General features: G+C 62.3%; 11 protein-coding genes and 1 pseudogene. 7 read left to right on the top strand and 5 right to left on the bottom strand.

The features are described from left to right. The first annotated feature begins 4 nt into the window (after positions 1–4). From V0U35_RS00220 to V0U35_RS13970, 5 genes and pseudogenes are all read left to right on the top strand, one after another. The gene (locus V0U35_RS00220) at positions 5–1,213 is read left to right on the top strand and encodes a hypothetical protein (protein WP_330194610.1); all 1,209 of its coding nucleotides are present in this window, start codon (positions 5–7) and stop codon (positions 1,211–1,213) included. A 33-nt stretch (positions 1,214–1,246) separates the two neighbouring features. Further along, on the top strand, positions 1,247–1,921 hold the full coding sequence (locus V0U35_RS00215; protein WP_330194608.1) for a carbonic anhydrase: 675 nt from the start codon (positions 1,247–1,249) through the stop codon (positions 1,919–1,921). A gap of 203 nt (positions 1,922–2,124) precedes the next feature. Continuing rightward, positions 2,125–2,376: pseudogene (locus tag V0U35_RS00210) on the top strand (type I restriction-modification system subunit M N-terminal domain-containing protein); the annotation flags it as partial. A gap of 53 nt (positions 2,377–2,429) precedes the next feature. Continuing rightward, positions 2,430–3,131 carry an IS6 family transposase gene (locus V0U35_RS00205; RefSeq protein ID WP_330194604.1) on the top strand — a complete coding sequence of 234 codons (702 nt, stop codon included), beginning with the start codon at positions 2,430–2,432 and terminating at the stop codon, positions 3,129–3,131. A 270-nt stretch (positions 3,132–3,401) separates the two neighbouring features. Further along, positions 3,402–3,776 carry a DUF3526 domain-containing protein gene (locus V0U35_RS13970; RefSeq protein WP_373696351.1) on the top strand — a complete coding sequence of 125 codons (375 nt, stop codon included), beginning with the start codon at positions 3,402–3,404 and terminating at the stop codon, positions 3,774–3,776. On the opposite strand, the gene V0U35_RS00195 is transcribed toward V0U35_RS13970, so the two are convergent. The 4 genes from V0U35_RS00195 to folE all read right to left on the bottom strand — a co-directional run bounded on the left by V0U35_RS00195 (position 3,773) and on the right by folE (position 7,098). Further along, positions 3,773–4,492 (bottom strand): class I SAM-dependent methyltransferase, encoded by a 720-nt coding sequence (locus V0U35_RS00195; protein WP_330194600.1) that lies wholly within the window; start codon positions 4,490–4,492, stop codon positions 3,773–3,775. The two genes, V0U35_RS13970 and V0U35_RS00195, sit on opposite strands and share 4 nt — an antisense overlap. 343 nt (positions 4,493–4,835) lie before the next feature. Next, a complete protein-coding gene (locus tag V0U35_RS00190) occupies positions 4,836–5,687 on the bottom strand; it encodes a CPBP family glutamic-type intramembrane protease (RefSeq protein WP_330194598.1) in 852 nt (283 codons plus the stop codon). 14 nt (positions 5,688–5,701) lie between these two features. Further along, entirely contained in the window at positions 5,702–6,409 is a 708-nt protein-coding gene (locus V0U35_RS00185) for an RNA polymerase sigma factor (RefSeq protein WP_330194596.1), read from the bottom strand. Positions 6,410–6,453: 44 nt separating this feature from the next. Then, positions 6,454–7,098, bottom strand: coding sequence for a GTP cyclohydrolase I FolE (gene folE, locus V0U35_RS00180; protein ID WP_330194594.1), 645 nt, complete (start codon positions 7,096–7,098; stop codon positions 6,454–6,456). Positions 7,099–7,218: 120 nt separating this feature from the next. Here folE and V0U35_RS00175 point away from each other — a divergent pair, with 120 nt between their 5' ends. Further along, positions 7,219–8,775: an FAD-dependent oxidoreductase gene (locus V0U35_RS00175; protein ID WP_330194593.1), complete on the top strand. Its 1,557-nt coding sequence runs from the start codon at positions 7,219–7,221 to the stop codon at positions 8,773–8,775. Positions 8,776–8,838: 63 nt separating this feature from the next. Here the strand turns inward: V0U35_RS00175 and V0U35_RS00170 are convergent, their stop codons facing one another. After that, positions 8,839–11,109, bottom strand: a complete 2,271-nt coding sequence (locus tag V0U35_RS00170; RefSeq protein WP_330194591.1) for a pre-peptidase C-terminal domain-containing protein — start codon at positions 11,107–11,109, stop codon at positions 8,839–8,841. Positions 11,110–11,421: 312 nt separating this feature from the next. Between V0U35_RS00170 and V0U35_RS00165 the strand changes: the two genes are divergently transcribed. Continuing rightward, positions 11,422–15,732 (top strand): Ig-like domain-containing protein, encoded by a 4,311-nt coding sequence (locus tag V0U35_RS00165; protein WP_330194590.1) that lies wholly within the window; start codon positions 11,422–11,424, stop codon positions 15,730–15,732. Positions 15,733–15,983 lie beyond the last annotated feature (251 nt).

The raw sequence follows: 15,983 nt of genomic DNA, 5'->3' as shown, positions 1-15,983 counted from the left end.
AGCCATGACCAAACTGATCGGACGAATGTGGCCAACTGCCGGTAAAACGGCGTTGATTCTGACCCTGCTTTCGCCGGCCCCGGCGATCGCCGAACCGGATCTCATCCTCGATGCCCGATTGAGATATGAAAGTGTCGATCAGGACGGTCTGGCCAATTCTGCGGACGCGCTGACACTGCGCACCCGTGTCGGTGTCGATAGCGGTCCGCTTGGGGATTTCCGCTTTCTGATCGAGGCCGAAAACGTCATCCACCTGGTCGATGATTTCAATTCCACGACGAACGGCAATGCCGGATACCCGGTTGTCGCTGATCCGGAAGAAACCGAGCTCAACCGGGTGCAGTTGGCCTATACCGGGCTGCCCGGCACGACAGTCACGCTGGGACGGCAGCGCGTCATCCTTGGGGATGCCCGTTATGTCGGCAATGTCGGTTTCCGCCAGAATGAGCAGACTTTTGACGCGCTCCGGGTCACCCATGTCGGCATCGAAAATCTGACCCTCAACTATCTCTACCTGGACCGGGCGAACCGAATTTTTGGTGATGATCACCCGGCTGGCGAATGGGACCTGGATGCCCATCTGGTTTCTGCCGACGCCGCGACGCCGGCCGGCACGCTCTCCGGCTTTGCCTATTTGGTGGAAAACCAGGATGCGGCAGCCCTTTCCACGGCAACCTATGGCGTGCGCTGGCAGGGCCGGATAGCGACCGGGGACGGCCCGGTCATCGCCTATTTCGCCGAGTACGCCCATCAATCAAGCTATGGAAACAACCCGGCGAGTTTCGACCTGAACCTGTTCCGGGCTCAGGCAAGTGTCGCCCATAACGGTTTCTCGGCCGCCCTGGGACTGGAAAATCTTGAGGGCGATGGCGTGCGCGGTTTCGCCACGCCTCTGGCCACGCTCCATGCCTATCAGGGCTGGGCGGATGTCTTCCTGAACACGCCGGCGTCAGGCATTCGCGATCTCTATGTTCGCGGCGGCTGGACGGCTCAGGATCCGCCATTCGGCCAAGGCCTGTCTGCGGCCGTGATCGTCCACAGTTTTGAGGCCCAAAACGGTGGCGGCGACCTGGGGTCTGAAATCGATGCGGTGGTGACAGCGCGGCTGACCGATCACTGGTCGCTTGAACTCAAGGGCGCGTTCTATGACGGCCCGACAGGTGGCCCGGCGGGCCGGGACAAGATCTGGCTGGCGCTCACGGTCAGTTATTAGGGCAGGGAGGCCGGAGGAAGCTCCGATTGCGCGATGATTGGCGATCTGCTGCAGAACAATATCGCGTGGGCCAACGGGAAGACTCGCGTCGATCCCGACTTTTTCCATCGCCTCTCCAAGCAGCAATCGCCGGACTATCTGTGGATCGGGTGTTCCGACAGCCGCGTTCCGGCCAATGACATTGTCGGCCTTGATCCGGGCGAACTGTTCGTCCACCGCAATGTTGCCAACTTGGCCCCGGCACAGGATGCAAACTTCCTTTCCGTGCTGCAGTTCGCGGTCGAAGCCCTGAAGGTCAAGCACATCATTGTCTGCGGACATTACGGTTGCGGCGGTGTGGCCGCCGCCATGTCCGGGGAGCGCCATGGGCTGATCGATCACTGGCTTCAGCCGATCCGCGATGTCTCGGACGAGTTGGCTGGTCATCTGCTGCGCATCCGCGACAACACCAAACGCCTCAACGCGCTGTGCGAAGCGAATGTCGCCGCACAGGTCCGGTCGGTCGCCTGCAATCCAATTGTCCACGACGCCTGGCGTGCCGGTCAGACGCTTGCGATTCACGGATGGATTTACGCGATCGAGAACGGGCTGATCCGTGATCTCGGCCTGACCGTGCGGGGTCTCAACGATATCGCCCGTTTTTTTCCGGATCGTCTGTCGGCCTGGTTGGGCAGTGATCTGGACGTGGCACTGGACTGCCACAGCTGACGATCACGAATAGACTGGTATTCCCGATCAGTTCCTCAAAAGCGCCACACGAACGATACCGTGTTTAATCCTGTCGCTAAGGCCGCCCAGCCTCTTGTGGTGAGCAGCCATTCTTCCTCAGTGCACCTCATGGCGGAGAGCGGTTGCTCAAAGGACAAGAACGCTCTCAGATACGGGCACCGAGACAACAGGAACCAGCGCCCATGTTCGAAAATGCCTTTAACAACATCGACAAGGCCCTGCGTGCCGAAGAGGGTACGGCGTCCGAGCTGGACTATACCGAGCAAACCTCTTGGGTGTTGTTCCTGAAATATCTCGATGACCTCGAGGCCGAGCGGGCGGACATCGCAGAGCTGGAGGGACGGGACTACGCCCCGATCCTCGACAAGGCCCATCAATGGAAGACATGGGCGGCCCCCAAGACCGCCGCCGGGGTGTTCGACCACAACGCCGCGCGGCTTTGTCGGAGGAAACTGGGTGTTAGCGAGTCTGCAGCCAATTTGGCCGCATGAACAAGAACCCATTTCGATATTTCAAGACATCACCTGAGATCATTCGCCTCGCTGTGATGATGTATGTTCGTTTCCCGCTTTCGCTGCGGAATGTGGAGGACCTGCTTCACGAGCGCGGCATCGATATTTGTCATGAGACGGTGCGGTACTGGTGGAACCGTTTCGGTCCAATGTTCGCTTCTGAGATCAGAAGGAAGAGGGCTGACCGAATGAGGGCCTGGCCTCAGTGGCAATGGCATCTGGACGAGATGTTTGTGAAGATAAACGGCGAGACTCATTATCTCTGGCGCGCCGTCGATCACGAAGGCGAAGTCCTGGAAGCCTACGTTACGAAACGCCGGAATCGCCAAGCAGCGTTGAAGTTTCTGCGCAAAGCGATGAAAAGGTACGGCCAGCCCGACACCATTGTTACTGACCGTTTGAAATCGTATCGCGCGGCCATGAAGCAGCTCGGCAATGAGGACAAGCAGGACGTCGGGAGGTGGCTCAACAACAGGGCCGAAAACTCACATCAACCGCTACGAAGACGAGAACGAGCCATGCTCCGGTTCCGACGAATGCGAAGTCTACAACTCTTCGCCTCCGTCCATTCCTCAGTCCACAATCACTTCAATCTCGAACGACATCTCAACCAACGCGACCGGTTCAAGAAAAACCGTACCGCCGCGCTGGAAGAATGGCGGCAGCTTGCCGCCTAAATTGACGAAACCGCGGAAAACTGAGACCAGTTCGCTTTTGTCTGACATCACCTCCTGCTCCCCTCGGCGGCACAATTCACGGCGCAGGTCGTTCACCCCCTGCCGTCTCGTGTCGCCTATCTGACGGAGTCGCGGCTTGCCGAGGGCGAGACCCGGCGCAACATCACAGAGCGGGCCGAAATCTACATGGCCGAGCACCCCGGGCAATCCGATACGCCCGACAGTGATGTGCCGGGCTTTTAAACCGCGTCCTACCTCGCGAATTTCGACATCAACACGCAGACCGCTCCGATCGTCGACCGGCTCGAAAACGGTCAGGACGCGCAACGGCGGCTGGTTTCGCGTCTGGAGGTCGTCTCGCCGGCCATCGCGGCAAGCCGTCTGTTCGAAGGGATTTCGGGAACTGGACCGGAACCTGCTGCTGCCTTCCGTCGTCAGGCGCGGAGCCATCTCGGGCGGGTCCTGGAAGCGATCGGGCCCGCGACGGTCGGGCGCTCACGGATCAGTGTCGAAGAGGCCGAAGCCATACCAGAATTCGCTTTCGCCGCTCCGCCGCGCCCGTCACTCTGGCCGCTGGCCTGGATGGCGGGACTGGCTACCCTGCTGCTGTTCGCCGCACTTCGACTTGCGAGACGGGCCGTCTAACAGTTTTTCCAGCCGTACCAGCCCCGTGCCATGAAGGCCTGAAAGAAACAGACGGGTTGGTCAAAACCGGCTTGCCGCCACAGCGCTTCGGTGTCCGCAGGCGACACTACGGCCAGGACGTTCCGCAAAGTATCAGGCAGGGCGTTGAGCGAGTCCGGGTTTGCGCCCATCAACGACTGGATCCGCCCCCAATTTGTCAGCATCGACGGGAAATCGGCCGCGTCGAGATCATGGCTGATCTCGGTGCTGACATAGCACCCGCCCGGGCGAAGCCGGTCGTGGATGGCGCGGTAGAAGCGGGGCCGCTCATCCTGATCGACAAAATGGGCGACCATGATCGTCAGGACCGCGTCGAAAGCTTCCGGCGCGAGAATGTCGTGGACCTCACCCTCCACCAGATCGCAGCGATCGAGAATACCGGCCTTGTGAAGCTGCTCGCGGCAGACATCCAGCATCGAACCGGACGGGTCAACACCCACAAACCGCCAACCGGGACGAGCTTTTGACAGGGAGAGGATTTCCGCACCGGTGCCGACGCCAACGCACAGGATACGGGCGGTCTCGGGCAAATTTTCCAGTGCGAGTCGGAACAGGAAGTGCATGCAGTCGGAAATTGGTGAGAGCTTGCTGTTCCGCTCGTCATAGCGGGCCGCCATCTCCGCGTTGAAGAAATCGCCTGGTGCGGCTGTCCCGCTTTTCGTCTGACTCCCGCTCATCGGGCCAAATCCTCCCAGTTCGCCTGATTTCCGGTCGCTGATGGCAGAAAGGCCATTGATTGGACATTCCCCAACCGGAATAGATATAAGATAACATAATTATTTAACTCAGGGGAAGGGGGACGCATGGGGCGCAATCTGGGGCCGGGGCACGGAAGCCGTCTCGCAAAGCCCGCAAGCACATGCTGTCCTGTCGTCGCTTTTCCAGTCCGGCGGCGATGGCATTGGTAAGCGTGGAGAAGGTGTCGGTTATCGACTGTCTTCTTCAAGGTTTGGCACCCAACGCACACGCGGATCCGTCCGCGATAAAGCGGATCGGGTCCATCGAACATGCGTCATCACCTCAGGCCTGGGGGGCGTCAGTCCCCAAGCCGGGCCGGTACAGCCAGTCCCGCCCGCGAATACGGCGGGGGCCGCGCCAGCGTGCCAGGGCCAGGGTCAGCAGAATTGACAGTCCGATCACCGCGAACCGCGCGATAATGGTGGCCTGTGTGCCGGCCGCATTGTCCGCGATAACGAAGAGCTCCCACCAGGCATTCATCAGGACGTGGAGGCTGATCGGGATCCAGAGATTGAAGTCCCATTCGGCATACAGCCAGGCGAACCAGAAGCCGCCGATAGCGGTGATCGCGAAGATCGTCAGGGCTTCGTTCAGATCGCCGCCGGCCGAGAAATGGGCGGCCCCGAACACCAGTGCGCCGACAAGCGCTGCGGGAAGAAAGCCCCAGCGGGCAAACCGGAAGAGAAAGCCGAACAGGAAGCCGCGGTAGAGGATTTCCTCGAACACACCCGGAAACAGGGCATAGCGCAGAACGGGCTCTGCGGGCTCTTCGGCGACGCCCACGGGCGACGCTACGGCATAGACAATGGGCAGAATGAGAGTGACGGCGGCGGCAAATGCCAGACCGGTCAGCGGCGACCGTGTCAGCCCCAGCGCGCTGGCGGCCTGCCGCGGGCCGAAAAACAGCGCCGCGACCAGGGCCGGAACAATCAGCCAGGGGAGCCAGCGCAAGACGAATAGCGCGGCCAGGTAGGGCGTGCCCTCCAGCCCGTCCGGAACAAGCCCGAACAGAAGCCAGGCAAAATGATCAAGCGTGAAGAAGACCGCCAGTGTCACCACCGCGATCAGCCACCTCGGCCAGGACCCAGCCAGGCCCTTGTCATGCCTCCCGGACTCAGGCGTGCGATCACTCATGGTATCAGCCCCTTTCAGTCCCGCGCAGGCCGCGCTGCCGCCAAACGCTCGATAACAGCATTCGTGATCCGGTCGCAGCGATGGCCCAGGAACGGGAAGGCATCATCGACTGCATGGGAGACCTGCTTGTCCAGTGTTTCGCGCAATCGGCGGCGGGCCCTGTAGAGGCGGGTCTTGACGGTTTCCTCCTTCAGTCCCTGGGCGGCGGCCGTTTCCGCCACGCTGCAGCCTTCCACATCACGCAGTACGAAGACGACCCTGAAGGGCTCGGGCAGATCGTCAATTGCGGACTCCACAAGGGTCCGCATTTCGGAACGCGCCGCATTTTCTTCCGGCGTTGCCATGCTGCCTCCGGGGAACATCAGGATGGTTGCATCGGTCTGCTGGGACTGTTCTAGGACATCCAGGCTGACGTCAGCGCGCCGCTTGCGTAGACGGCCCCTGGCCTCATTGATCGCTATGCGCGTCAGCCAGGTCAGGATTCCGGCGTCGCCCCGAAATGTGTGCAGCTTGGTGAACGCCTTGACATAGACGTCCTGCAGCGCGTCCTCGGCGTCCGCATCCACGCCCAGTATGGCCCGGACAACGCGGAAGAGCCGTTGATTGCAGCGCTGCATGATGACGCGGAAGGCCTCGAGATCGCCGTCGCGCGCATGGTCAACGAGCTCGGCTTCCTCGAGCGTTTCATAGTCCGGTACCGACCGGCTTTTCCTGACGGTCATGAGCTCCCTCCTCCCCATTGTGTCGAGACCGGATTGGTCATCGGCTAGCGCTCCGCCGTGCCGAGCAATGCGTGCATTTCCCGGCGGGCATCGGCCGTGTCGTAGACGCCGCGGAAGCTGCGCGTGACCAGTTTCGAGCCATGTTTTTTCACGCCGCGCGAGGACATGCATTCATGGTGCGCCTCAATCACCACCGCGACCCCCAGCGGCTGGAGGACCCGGTCAAGCTCGTCGGCAATGTCCGCGGTCAGTCGTTCCTGGATCTGCAGGCGGCGGGAATAGGCGTCTGCCAGGCGAGCCAGCTTTGAAATACCAACGACACGATTGGCCGGAAGATATGCAATGTGGGCGACGCCGTGAATGGGGGCCATATGGTGTTCGCAAACCGAGATGATCGGAATGTCCCGCAACAGCACCATGTCATTGTAACCGCCAACCTCGTCAAACGTACGGCTGAGTATGGCCCCGGGGTTCTCGGCGTATCCGGCGAACCACTCCTCATAGGCCCGAACGACGCGGGCTGGCGTCATTTTCAGACCTTCCCGGTCAGGCTCGTCACCTGCCCAGCGGATCAGGGTCCGCACCGCCTCTTCGGCGTCGTCGCGGGATGGTCGGGGTGCAAGGTCGACCAAAGCGGCTTCAGCATCATCCTGGTGCGGATCTAGGGTTTGGGTAGCGGCATCAAACATCCGGGTTCTCCTGTTGGACGGGCGTGTTCGGCCATTGGATGGCACCGCCGCAAAAAGGTTCCCGAAAAATCCGGGAACCTTCCCGATGCTGCGTCATCTAACGCTGCAGGAGGACTGAACATGACCGAACAGAATAATTCGCGCCCTGCGGATCATGATTTCGAGGCCGGCGTGCCTTTGTCGGCTTTCGAGGATCAGACCACGCTGACCGGACAGGCGGGTGAAACACCGGTTATCGTCAGCTGTCAGGACGGCGAATATCGGGCGTTCGAAGCGGTGTGCTCACACTACGGCGCGTCACTTGCGGAAGGGGCCTTCAGCGCTGACACGGTCCGGTGCCCGTTGCACCACGCGTGTTTCAGCCTGCGGACGGGTGCGGCGATCGCCGCGCCCGCCTTCGGTCCACTAACGCGCCGGAGCGTTGTGATCGCGAACGGGCAGGTCACCGTCGGCGCGGCGATTGATACGGATGCGGCTGGCGCACCGTGCCGGGCCCGCGCGTCTGACCCACACCGCATTGTCCTTGTGGGAAGCGGCGCGGCCGCGTTCGCCGCCGCCGATACGCTGCGGAAAGAGGGGTATGCGGGCGAACTCGTCATGGTCAGTGAAGATGAGGACCGTCCTTACGACCGTCCAAACCTGTCAAAAGACTATCTCGCCGGCAGCGCGCCGCCTGAATGGATGCCGCTGCAAAGCTGGGATTTTTATGATCACCACGACATCGAAATCCTCGCGAAAACGCGGGTCACGCGGCTCGACCTGAACTCCGCCAGGGTCGAAACGGACCAGCACGGTGCGCTGGCCTATGACCGGTTGTTGCTGGCCACCGGAGCGCGCGCCCGGACACTGCCGTTGCCCGGTGCGCCGGAAGACCGCGTGTTCACGCTGCGCTCGATGGCGGATGCGAAAAGGCTGATAGCAGCCGTCGAGTCCGCACAGAACATCGCGATTGTCGGTGCCGGCTTTATCGGACTGGAAGTCTCGGCCTCCCTGCGCCAGCGCGGCAAGGCCATCACGATCATTTCCAACGAGGCCGAACCGTTTGCCGCATCATTAGGGCCAGAGATCGGACGCCATGTGCGGCAGCTACACGAGGCCAACGGTGTGCGCTTTATCGGCTCGGCCAGTGTCAGGGATTTCGATGGCCAGTCTGTCACACTTGATGGGGGTGACTCGGTGAGTGCCGACCTGGTGGTCGTCGGTATCGGCGCAATTCCCAACGATGCGCTTGCGGCTGAAGCCGGACTGCCGGTCGAGGATGGCATTCTGGTCGATGCCGATCTTCAGACGGCTGTTCCGGGCGTGTTCGCCGCCGGCGATGTCGCCCGCCATCGAAATGACTGGGCTGGCCGGCCGACGCGGGAAGAGCATTGGGTCGCCGCCCAGCGCCAGGGCCAGATAGCGGCCCGGAATATGCTGGGCGCGCAGGACGCCTACAACGAGGCCCCCTTCTTCTGGACCCATCAGTTCGACATGACCCTCAAAGTCTCGGGCCTTCCGGGGGTGTGGGACCGGATCTCTGTGTCTGGCTCAATTCCCGACAACGACTTCGTTGCGTCCTATTATGAAGGGCCGCGCCTGAGAGCGGTCGCATCGGCCGGACGTGAGCACGAGAGCACCGTGCTGCACGAACAGCTCAATGCGCTCCATGAACAGGCTGCGCGACCAGGAAGCTAGCAGCCCTCTGCAACACGAGTGTAGTGCAGACGGCTGGTCTTTCCGAATGGTTGTATGCTGCGTCTATTCCGGAGCCGCTTCGACGGCCTGTTCCTCCTCGTCATCCTCTCCCGGGACGATGAAATGGCGGTCGCTGAAGCGGTAGCTTGCCCCCGGGCGGTCGTCGCCGGGTTCGGTGATGTTGATCTGGTAGTTTTCACCGGTGCAGACACCGGGTGAGGGTGGCAGGGCAGTATTGATCACCATCAGGCTGGCGGTTTCCCACTGACCCGGTTCAACCGTTCCGGACTGTCCCAGCGGGATGACCTGGATCTCGCCGCCGCGCTGCCCGAGCAGGAACATCGCCATCTCGCCGGTGCCGGTCACCGACAGCGTGGCCGGGCCATCCAGATCGAGCGCCAGGTAATTCACGCCCAGCTCCTCGATGCGGCCCTTGGCGCGGCCTGATCCGGTTCCGCTCAGCGTTCCGGACATCTCGACCGTGCTGGTAAAGACCGGGGCGAGGTCATAGTCGAGCGCATAGTTCTGCGCGCGCCAGCGTGTGACCGCCTCGGTCAGGTCCGACCCCGCGTCACGCAGGGCGGCATCCATGGTTTCGAGCCCGTCCATGTGGACCGCGTTTTCCCAGAAGCGAACCACCATGCGGTTTCCATGGACGTCGGCGATGGATTGCAGAAGTGTCCACTGGCCATAGTCAAGGCCTTCGTCGGGCGTGCTCCAGCAGCGGCCGGGCCGCGAGAAATCCGCCGCGACATAGTCGGTCGCGTCCTGGTCCTCGCCGACCGTGACGGTCTCGATCCACGACGCGGTGGATTCATACAGCCAGTCGAGCTCTTCAATCGCGTCATAGCCGTACTGGACGATGTGGTTAAGCTCGTGCGTGGCCGTTGCGCGGATGAGGCTGGACGCGCCCGCGTCGCCCAGGCCGACGAAATCATTGTCGATGACAAAGACGGCGCGGCTGGCCATTTCTTCACGCACATCGCCGGTAAACGGATTGTCGAACACGGTTTCGACCGGCCGGGCAAAACCCAGCGCGCCGCCGACATTCGACACGAAGGCGCGGTAATAGCCGTCGCTGTCGCGAATGGGTTCGGCAAAGCCGATGGCGACCTGGGCGTCGAGGTTCTCCTGCAGGGACGCTCCGACTTCCAGCGCATAGGCTTCAGACGAGGCGTCCACACCTTCCAGCGTGTAATGGACGATGAAGTCCTCGGTGCGGATGGTCCGCACTTCACCGCTCAGATTGATGTTCTCGCGCAGGGTCCGCAGCTCGTCCACGATCACCGCATCGACCAGCGACAGGACAAGGCTGAACTCGCCCGACCCGTTGCTGCCGCGATAGCGTTCCATGCTGACCGTGTACTCGCCCGTCTCGGACGCAGTCAGGGCAATGGCCGAATTCAGCGAGCCGTCGCCACGGTCATCATTGAGCGCGACCGGCTGGCCGTCGGGCCCCAGGATGCGCAAGACCGTGTCGAGTTCGCCTGATGTCGCATCGGCCAGGGCCAGGAGCGTCTGTCCGGCGGTCAGCGTGACCGGGTATTCGCGCGACGGCTGGGTATCATCGATCGTCCCGGTGTAGCGGGCGATCTCTTCCCCCCCGATCGCGCTGAAATCGTACGGAACATCGGCATTGGGATCGGTCGCGACCGACAGCATCAGATCGCCGGTATCGGATCCTGAATAGGATCCGGCGATGACGGCGTACTGACCGCTCTCGCTGATTTCCAGGATGATCTGGGAATCCAGCGTGCCGCCTTCCTGGCTGTCGTCATTCTGCGCAATCACCGCCCCGTTTGGCCCGCGCAATTCCAGCGTGGTGTCGATGCCGGGCGTGATGGCGAACGTGTTGATGACAGCGATATCGCCGGCACTGAAGTTGACGCGCACAGACTGGGTCGGGCTGCCATTGGCGAGCGAGACAACTTCCTGGAACAGGATGTCAGCCTCACCGGAAAGTCCGAAGTCCACGCCCTCGTGGACATCAAGCTCAAACGAGCCGAAGCCGCCGCCATAGCCGGTCACCGCCGCGGTATAGAAACCCGGAGCGGGGGGCTGGAAAATGACCTGCGACTGCAGGCCGCCGCCTGCATAGTCGTCATTTTCGGCCAGCACGCGGCCATTGGCATCCAGGACCTGCAGCACGGTATCGAAATTGGTGTCCGACCGGGTCGTGAGCGTCACCATTTGTCCCTCGGACAGGTCCAGCTCGAAATCCGCCCGGGGCTGTTCGGCGCTGACTTCTCCGGGCCGGACATCGCCGCCCGTGTCCTGGGCAAAGACCGGCGCAGCCGCGCACGCGAAAACGACTGATAGAACTCCGAAACGCATGAGCGACCCCTTTGACCTGGAATAATGTCTGACCTTCCCTCGACAGGGGGCTTAGCCATGCTGCGCGGCGACTTCAAGGCGACAATTTGCCGGACCGGCCAATTCGGCCCGCGTCATGATCGCGATCTGCCGATACAGTCCCGTATCGCGGTGCCAATCCGCCAAACCGGCAGATTTCAACGGGAATTCGCCATTGGCGGGAGTCGAATGCGACCAAAAGTTGCTTAATATGAACAGGCTAACGCGCTAGCGTTTGATTAATGCTTTATAGTGTGCTCCCCGGACGGGGTGTGCTGGTCCGGGGGGAAGTCCATGTCTGTATTCCGTAAATTGAACGCTGTTCATCGCGCCTGCGCGTCAGCAACCGTAGCCGTGCCGCTGGCCATCGGCCTGCTGGCCGGTACGCCGGCACAAGCGGCCAACAATGCATCCATCACCCGGGTTCAATTCGCATTTGACGGCGCGTGTACGGCGGCGTCGCCGACGCTATTCGGGACAAGCGCGTCCTTTACGGGCGCGACCGATGATGCCGGCGGCGAGGATTATGTCCAGATCTATCACCTCGACGGCAACAACACCGTCGTCGCGCGGCACACCGGTTCAGGCACAACGCACGAGGTTCCCGTCGGCCAGACCCTGAGCGTCAATGCCTTTACGCGCATCGTCGCGACACCGGCGACCGGGCCGTATACCGCTGTGCTTTGGGATTCCAATCACGGTACGACCGCCTACGATTTCGACGGCGGCGACACGATGGACCTCAACTCGCCGCAGGTGATCGCGACGCTTGTCTTCGACATGAATGCGCTCGACCCGGACTGTCCGGGTGTCGCCGATACCACACCGCCCGGCATCGGGGCTGTCGTCCGGAACAATCCGGCTACCGAAACCACCGACGCCGACTCGCTGACCTGGCGCGTGACCTTCACCGAGACCGTCCAGAATGTTGATACGGCGGATTTCGTTGCCAATGGCACGACGGCCACGGCGACCAATGTCAATGCGCTCTCCGGCGCGACCTATGACGTGACGGTCTCTGGCGGTGATCTCGCCGACCTGGTCAATACGGTCGTGTCACTCGGATTCGCCGGTGGCCAGAACATCCAGGACGCGGCCGGCAATACGCTGGTCACCACGCCACCGGGCACCAACCAGACCTATACGGTGCACAATGCCCCGGACACGACCCCGCCTACTGTCGCCCTGACGGCCTCCGCAAACTCCCAGACAAACGCCCCCTTCACAGTGACGGCGACCTTCTCGGAAACCGTCACCGGATTCGAGATTGGAGACTTCGCGGTCGGCAATGGCGCGGCATCGAATTTCAACGCGGTGTCGGGCACGGTCTATACGGCAACCATCACGCCCGCCGCAGACGGTCCGGTCACGGTCGATATCGCTGCTGGCGCGGCCCAGGATGCGGCCAGCAATGCCAGCACGGCCGCGACACAGTTCTCGCTGACCTATGACGCGACGGCTCCGACCGTTGCCATCACGTCATCAGCGTCCGGCACGGTGGGCGGGGCCTTCCCGATCACGGTGACCTTCTCCGAAAACGTCTTTGGCTTCGGCTCTGGCGACCTCACGGTCGGCAATGGCACCGTGTCCAATTTCCAGACCGCTGCGGGTGACCTGGCCGCGACTTCAGCTCTGGCACCGGGACGCGTCTACACGGCCACAATTACCCCGACAGCTGACGGCCCGGTGACGGTCGATATTGCGGCCAGCGCCGCCACCGACACCGCCGGCAACACCAGCACGGCAGCGACCCAATTCACCATTACCAAGGTGTCGGACGCCACGCCGCCGACCGTCTCATTAACGACGTCGGCAAATTCGCCGGTCAATGGTCCCTTCTCGGTCACGGCGACCTTCTCCGAAGATGTGACGGGATTTGACGGAGCCGACCTGCAAATCACGAATGGCGCAGCGTCGAATCTGCAGATGACCAGTGCCAGCGTCTATACGGCGACCATCACGCCCGCGGCGGACGGCAATGTCGTGATCGCCATTCCCGCCGGCGCGGCCCAGGATGGGGCCGGCAATAACAGCCTCGCGGCGACGCCGGTCACGATTGTCAACGACCAGACTGCGCCGACGGTGACCCTGTCATCGGGGGCCACCGATCCGGTTTCCGGCGCGTTCACTCTGACGGCGACCTTCTCGGAAGCCGTGACAGGGTTTGCACTGAACGACTTCACTGTCGGCAATGGTGCGGCATCGAACTTCAATGCCGCGTCAGGGACGGTCTATTCCGCCACGATCACACCGGCTGCGGACGGTCCGGTGACGATTGACGTGGCTGCGGGCGCGGCCAATGACACCGCCGGAAACGGCAATACGGCGGCAGCGCAATTCTCGATTACCAATGACGGGACGGCACCCGGTGTCGTTCTGACTTCCGCGTCGCCCGATCCGGTGTCAGGCGCCTTCACGTTGACGGCGACCTTTACGGAGAGTGTCACGGGATTTGAGGTCTCAGACTTCACCGTCGGTAATGGTGCGGCGTCGAACTTCAACGCCGCGTCGGGCACGGTCTATACGGCCACGATCACGCCGGCTGCGGACGGTCAGGTGACGGTCGATGTCGCAGCGGGCGCAGCAGCCGATGCGGCCGGCAATGGCAATACGGCAGCCACGCAGTTCACCATCACAAATGATGCCACACCGCCCGCGCCGACCATCACCCTGCCGGGGACGCAGGTCGAAGGAGCCTTCACGGTCACCATCACCTTCTCTGAAGATGTGACCGGGTTTGACGTCTCCGATCTGGCGGTGACCAATGGTGCGGCGTCGGGTTTCACCAGCACGAATGCGCGCACCTATTCCGCGACGATCACGCCGGACACGGTCGGTCAGCTCACCATCGCGCTGGCTGCCAATGCGGCGCAGGACGGAGCCGGCAACGCGTCGACCGCCGCCAGCGAAAGTCTGACGGTGGTGTTCCCGACCACCAATTCCAACCTCAATCTCGGCGGCACGGTTGTTGATCCGACCGGGGTCAGCACGACGGTCAATCTCACCAATCCGGGCAGCCAGCCGATCGGTTATTCGGCGGCGTCCGATGTCAACTGGGTTGCGGCGACGCCGGCGACGGGAACCATTCCGGGCAATGGCAATCTCAGTCTCAATATTGCCCTGACAGCGGCGGCCGATCAGCTTGATGCGGGCACCTATAACGGGACGATTACCGTGTCGAGCACGGCACCGGCAGCGGTGATCACGACCATCCCGGTCACACTGACGGTCGCACCGCGCTACGGGTCGATCCGGATCGTGGCGACCACGCCGGGCGGTACGCATGGCGATACCAGCTTCACCTATGCGTCCTCCGATACCGATCTAAACGGGCTGAGCCTGACGACGAGCGGCGGCACGGCAGGGTCGGCAACCTTCCGCAAGCGCTTCGGCACCTATGACATCACGCAAAGCCTGCCGGTGGGCTGGGAGCTCGATACCCTGACTTGCGCGGGGGATGCGGACAACGGGTCGGTCATCGACGTGGCATCGGGCCGCGCCGACATCGATCTCGACCCGAACGAGACCATTGTCTGCACCTTTGCCAATTCGCGCGACGATGACGCGGTGCGGATTGCGACCCAGCGGGCGATCAACAACTATCTCGTCCGCCGTGCGGACCGGATCGTGTCGTCGCTGCCGCAACTGAACAACCGGCTCCGCGCCCATGAAGAAAGCCGGGCCGGGGATTTCGCGGCCGATGTGGTCGGCGGCGAGTATCGCGTGGCCATGAATGGCAGCCTTGCCGGAATGCGGGCCCAGGCCCGTGACGGTTCGGATGCGGATGACGTGGGCAACCCGTCCCGCTTCGATCTCTGGTTCTCGGCGGAATTCAGCGGCATTTCCGATGATCGGGCCGGAGACTCCGCGGACAGCGAATTCGGTGTTGTCCAGATCGGGGCCGACTGGCTGGTCAACGAGAAAACGGTCGTCGGTCTGCTGGTTCAGCGGGACTGGATGGACGAGACCCAGGAAACCGTCGCGGCCGCTGCGGGCGGCGTCAGCCCCGCGACCATTGACGGCGTGGGCTGGATGGCAGGACCCTACCTGGTCCACGAATTTGCCGAAGGCGTCGTGTTCGATGTGCTCGCCATGTACGGGCAGTCCGACAACGACATCAATCCGCTCGGCTTCTACGAGGACAGCTTTTCGACCGACCGCTTCGTGATCCGGGCGACGATTTCCGGGGAGTGGGCCGATGGCCCCTGGCGGATCCGGCCCTCGGCATCGATCGCGCATTTCTCGGAAACACAGGATGCCTATACCGACAGCCTTGGCGTCGCGATCCCGGAACAGACGATCGAGATCGGCCGCTTCACGGCGGGTCCGGAATTCGCCTATCGCTGGGATCAGCCGGGCGGCGGATATTCGGAACTCCATGGTGAGATCAATGCCAATTTCGACTACAATCCGGCCGGTCTGATGGATGCGACCGGGCGGGTGTTCGATACGGGCACGTTCCGCGCGGACAGCCGGGTTGGCCTGCGCACGATGTTCGACAATGGCGCAACGCTCGATTTCGAAGTGAATTTGTCCGGCCTGGGCGAAAGCGACTTCGAAGCCTCGGGTGCACGCATCGAGTTCAGCCTGCCCTTCGGCGGCTGACGGCAACGGCACCAGGGCCGCCGCGCGTTAACCGTGCGGCGGCCCTGGCGCTGCCGTGGAAGCCCGATCTTTCGGGTCAAAATGCCACACTCTGATTATGGGTACTTGAACACCTCTATGCGCCTGTGCGAAGTCAGTTTTCTGCTGACGGGGGATCGACATGACGCAGGCAGTGGTACGCCGCACTTCGGGCATCGACGGATTTTTGCTGGCGCTGATCTGTCTCTTCGGGGCCGGATACGGCCTCTTCG

The sequence above is a fragment of the Hyphobacterium marinum genome (assembly GCF_036330325.1).
Lineage (GTDB): Bacteria > Pseudomonadota > Alphaproteobacteria > Caulobacterales > Maricaulaceae > Hyphobacterium > Hyphobacterium marinum.
The sequence above is the reverse complement of the archived record's forward strand: the minus strand, read 5'-3'. Positions and strand labels throughout refer to the sequence as shown.

Excerpts from the sequence above, each read along its gene's own strand:
- V0U35_RS00220 (WP_330194610.1), top strand. The coding sequence starts at position 5 with ATGACCAAACTGATCGGACGAATGTGGCCAACTGCCGGTAAAACGGCG.
- V0U35_RS00215 (WP_330194608.1), top strand. The coding sequence starts at position 1,247 with ATGATTGGCGATCTGCTGCAGAACAATATCGCGTGGGCCAACGGGAAG.
- V0U35_RS00205 (WP_330194604.1), top strand. The coding sequence starts at position 2,430 with ATGAACAAGAACCCATTTCGATATTTCAAGACATCACCTGAGATCATT.
- V0U35_RS00195 (WP_330194600.1), bottom strand. The coding sequence starts at position 4,492 with ATGAGCGGGAGTCAGACGAAAAGCGGGACAGCCGCACCAGGCGATTTC.
- V0U35_RS00190 (WP_330194598.1), bottom strand. The coding sequence starts at position 5,687 with ATGAGTGATCGCACGCCTGAGTCCGGGAGGCATGACAAGGGCCTGGCT.
- V0U35_RS00185 (WP_330194596.1), bottom strand. The coding sequence starts at position 6,409 with ATGACCGTCAGGAAAAGCCGGTCGGTACCGGACTATGAAACGCTCGAG.
- folE (WP_330194594.1), bottom strand. The coding sequence starts at position 7,098 with ATGTTTGATGCCGCTACCCAAACCCTAGATCCGCACCAGGATGATGCT.
- V0U35_RS00175 (WP_330194593.1), top strand. The coding sequence starts at position 7,219 with ATGACCGAACAGAATAATTCGCGCCCTGCGGATCATGATTTCGAGGCC.
- V0U35_RS00170 (WP_330194591.1), bottom strand. The coding sequence starts at position 11,109 with ATGCGTTTCGGAGTTCTATCAGTCGTTTTCGCGTGCGCGGCTGCGCCG.
- V0U35_RS00165 (WP_330194590.1), top strand. The coding sequence starts at position 11,422 with ATGTCTGTATTCCGTAAATTGAACGCTGTTCATCGCGCCTGCGCGTCA.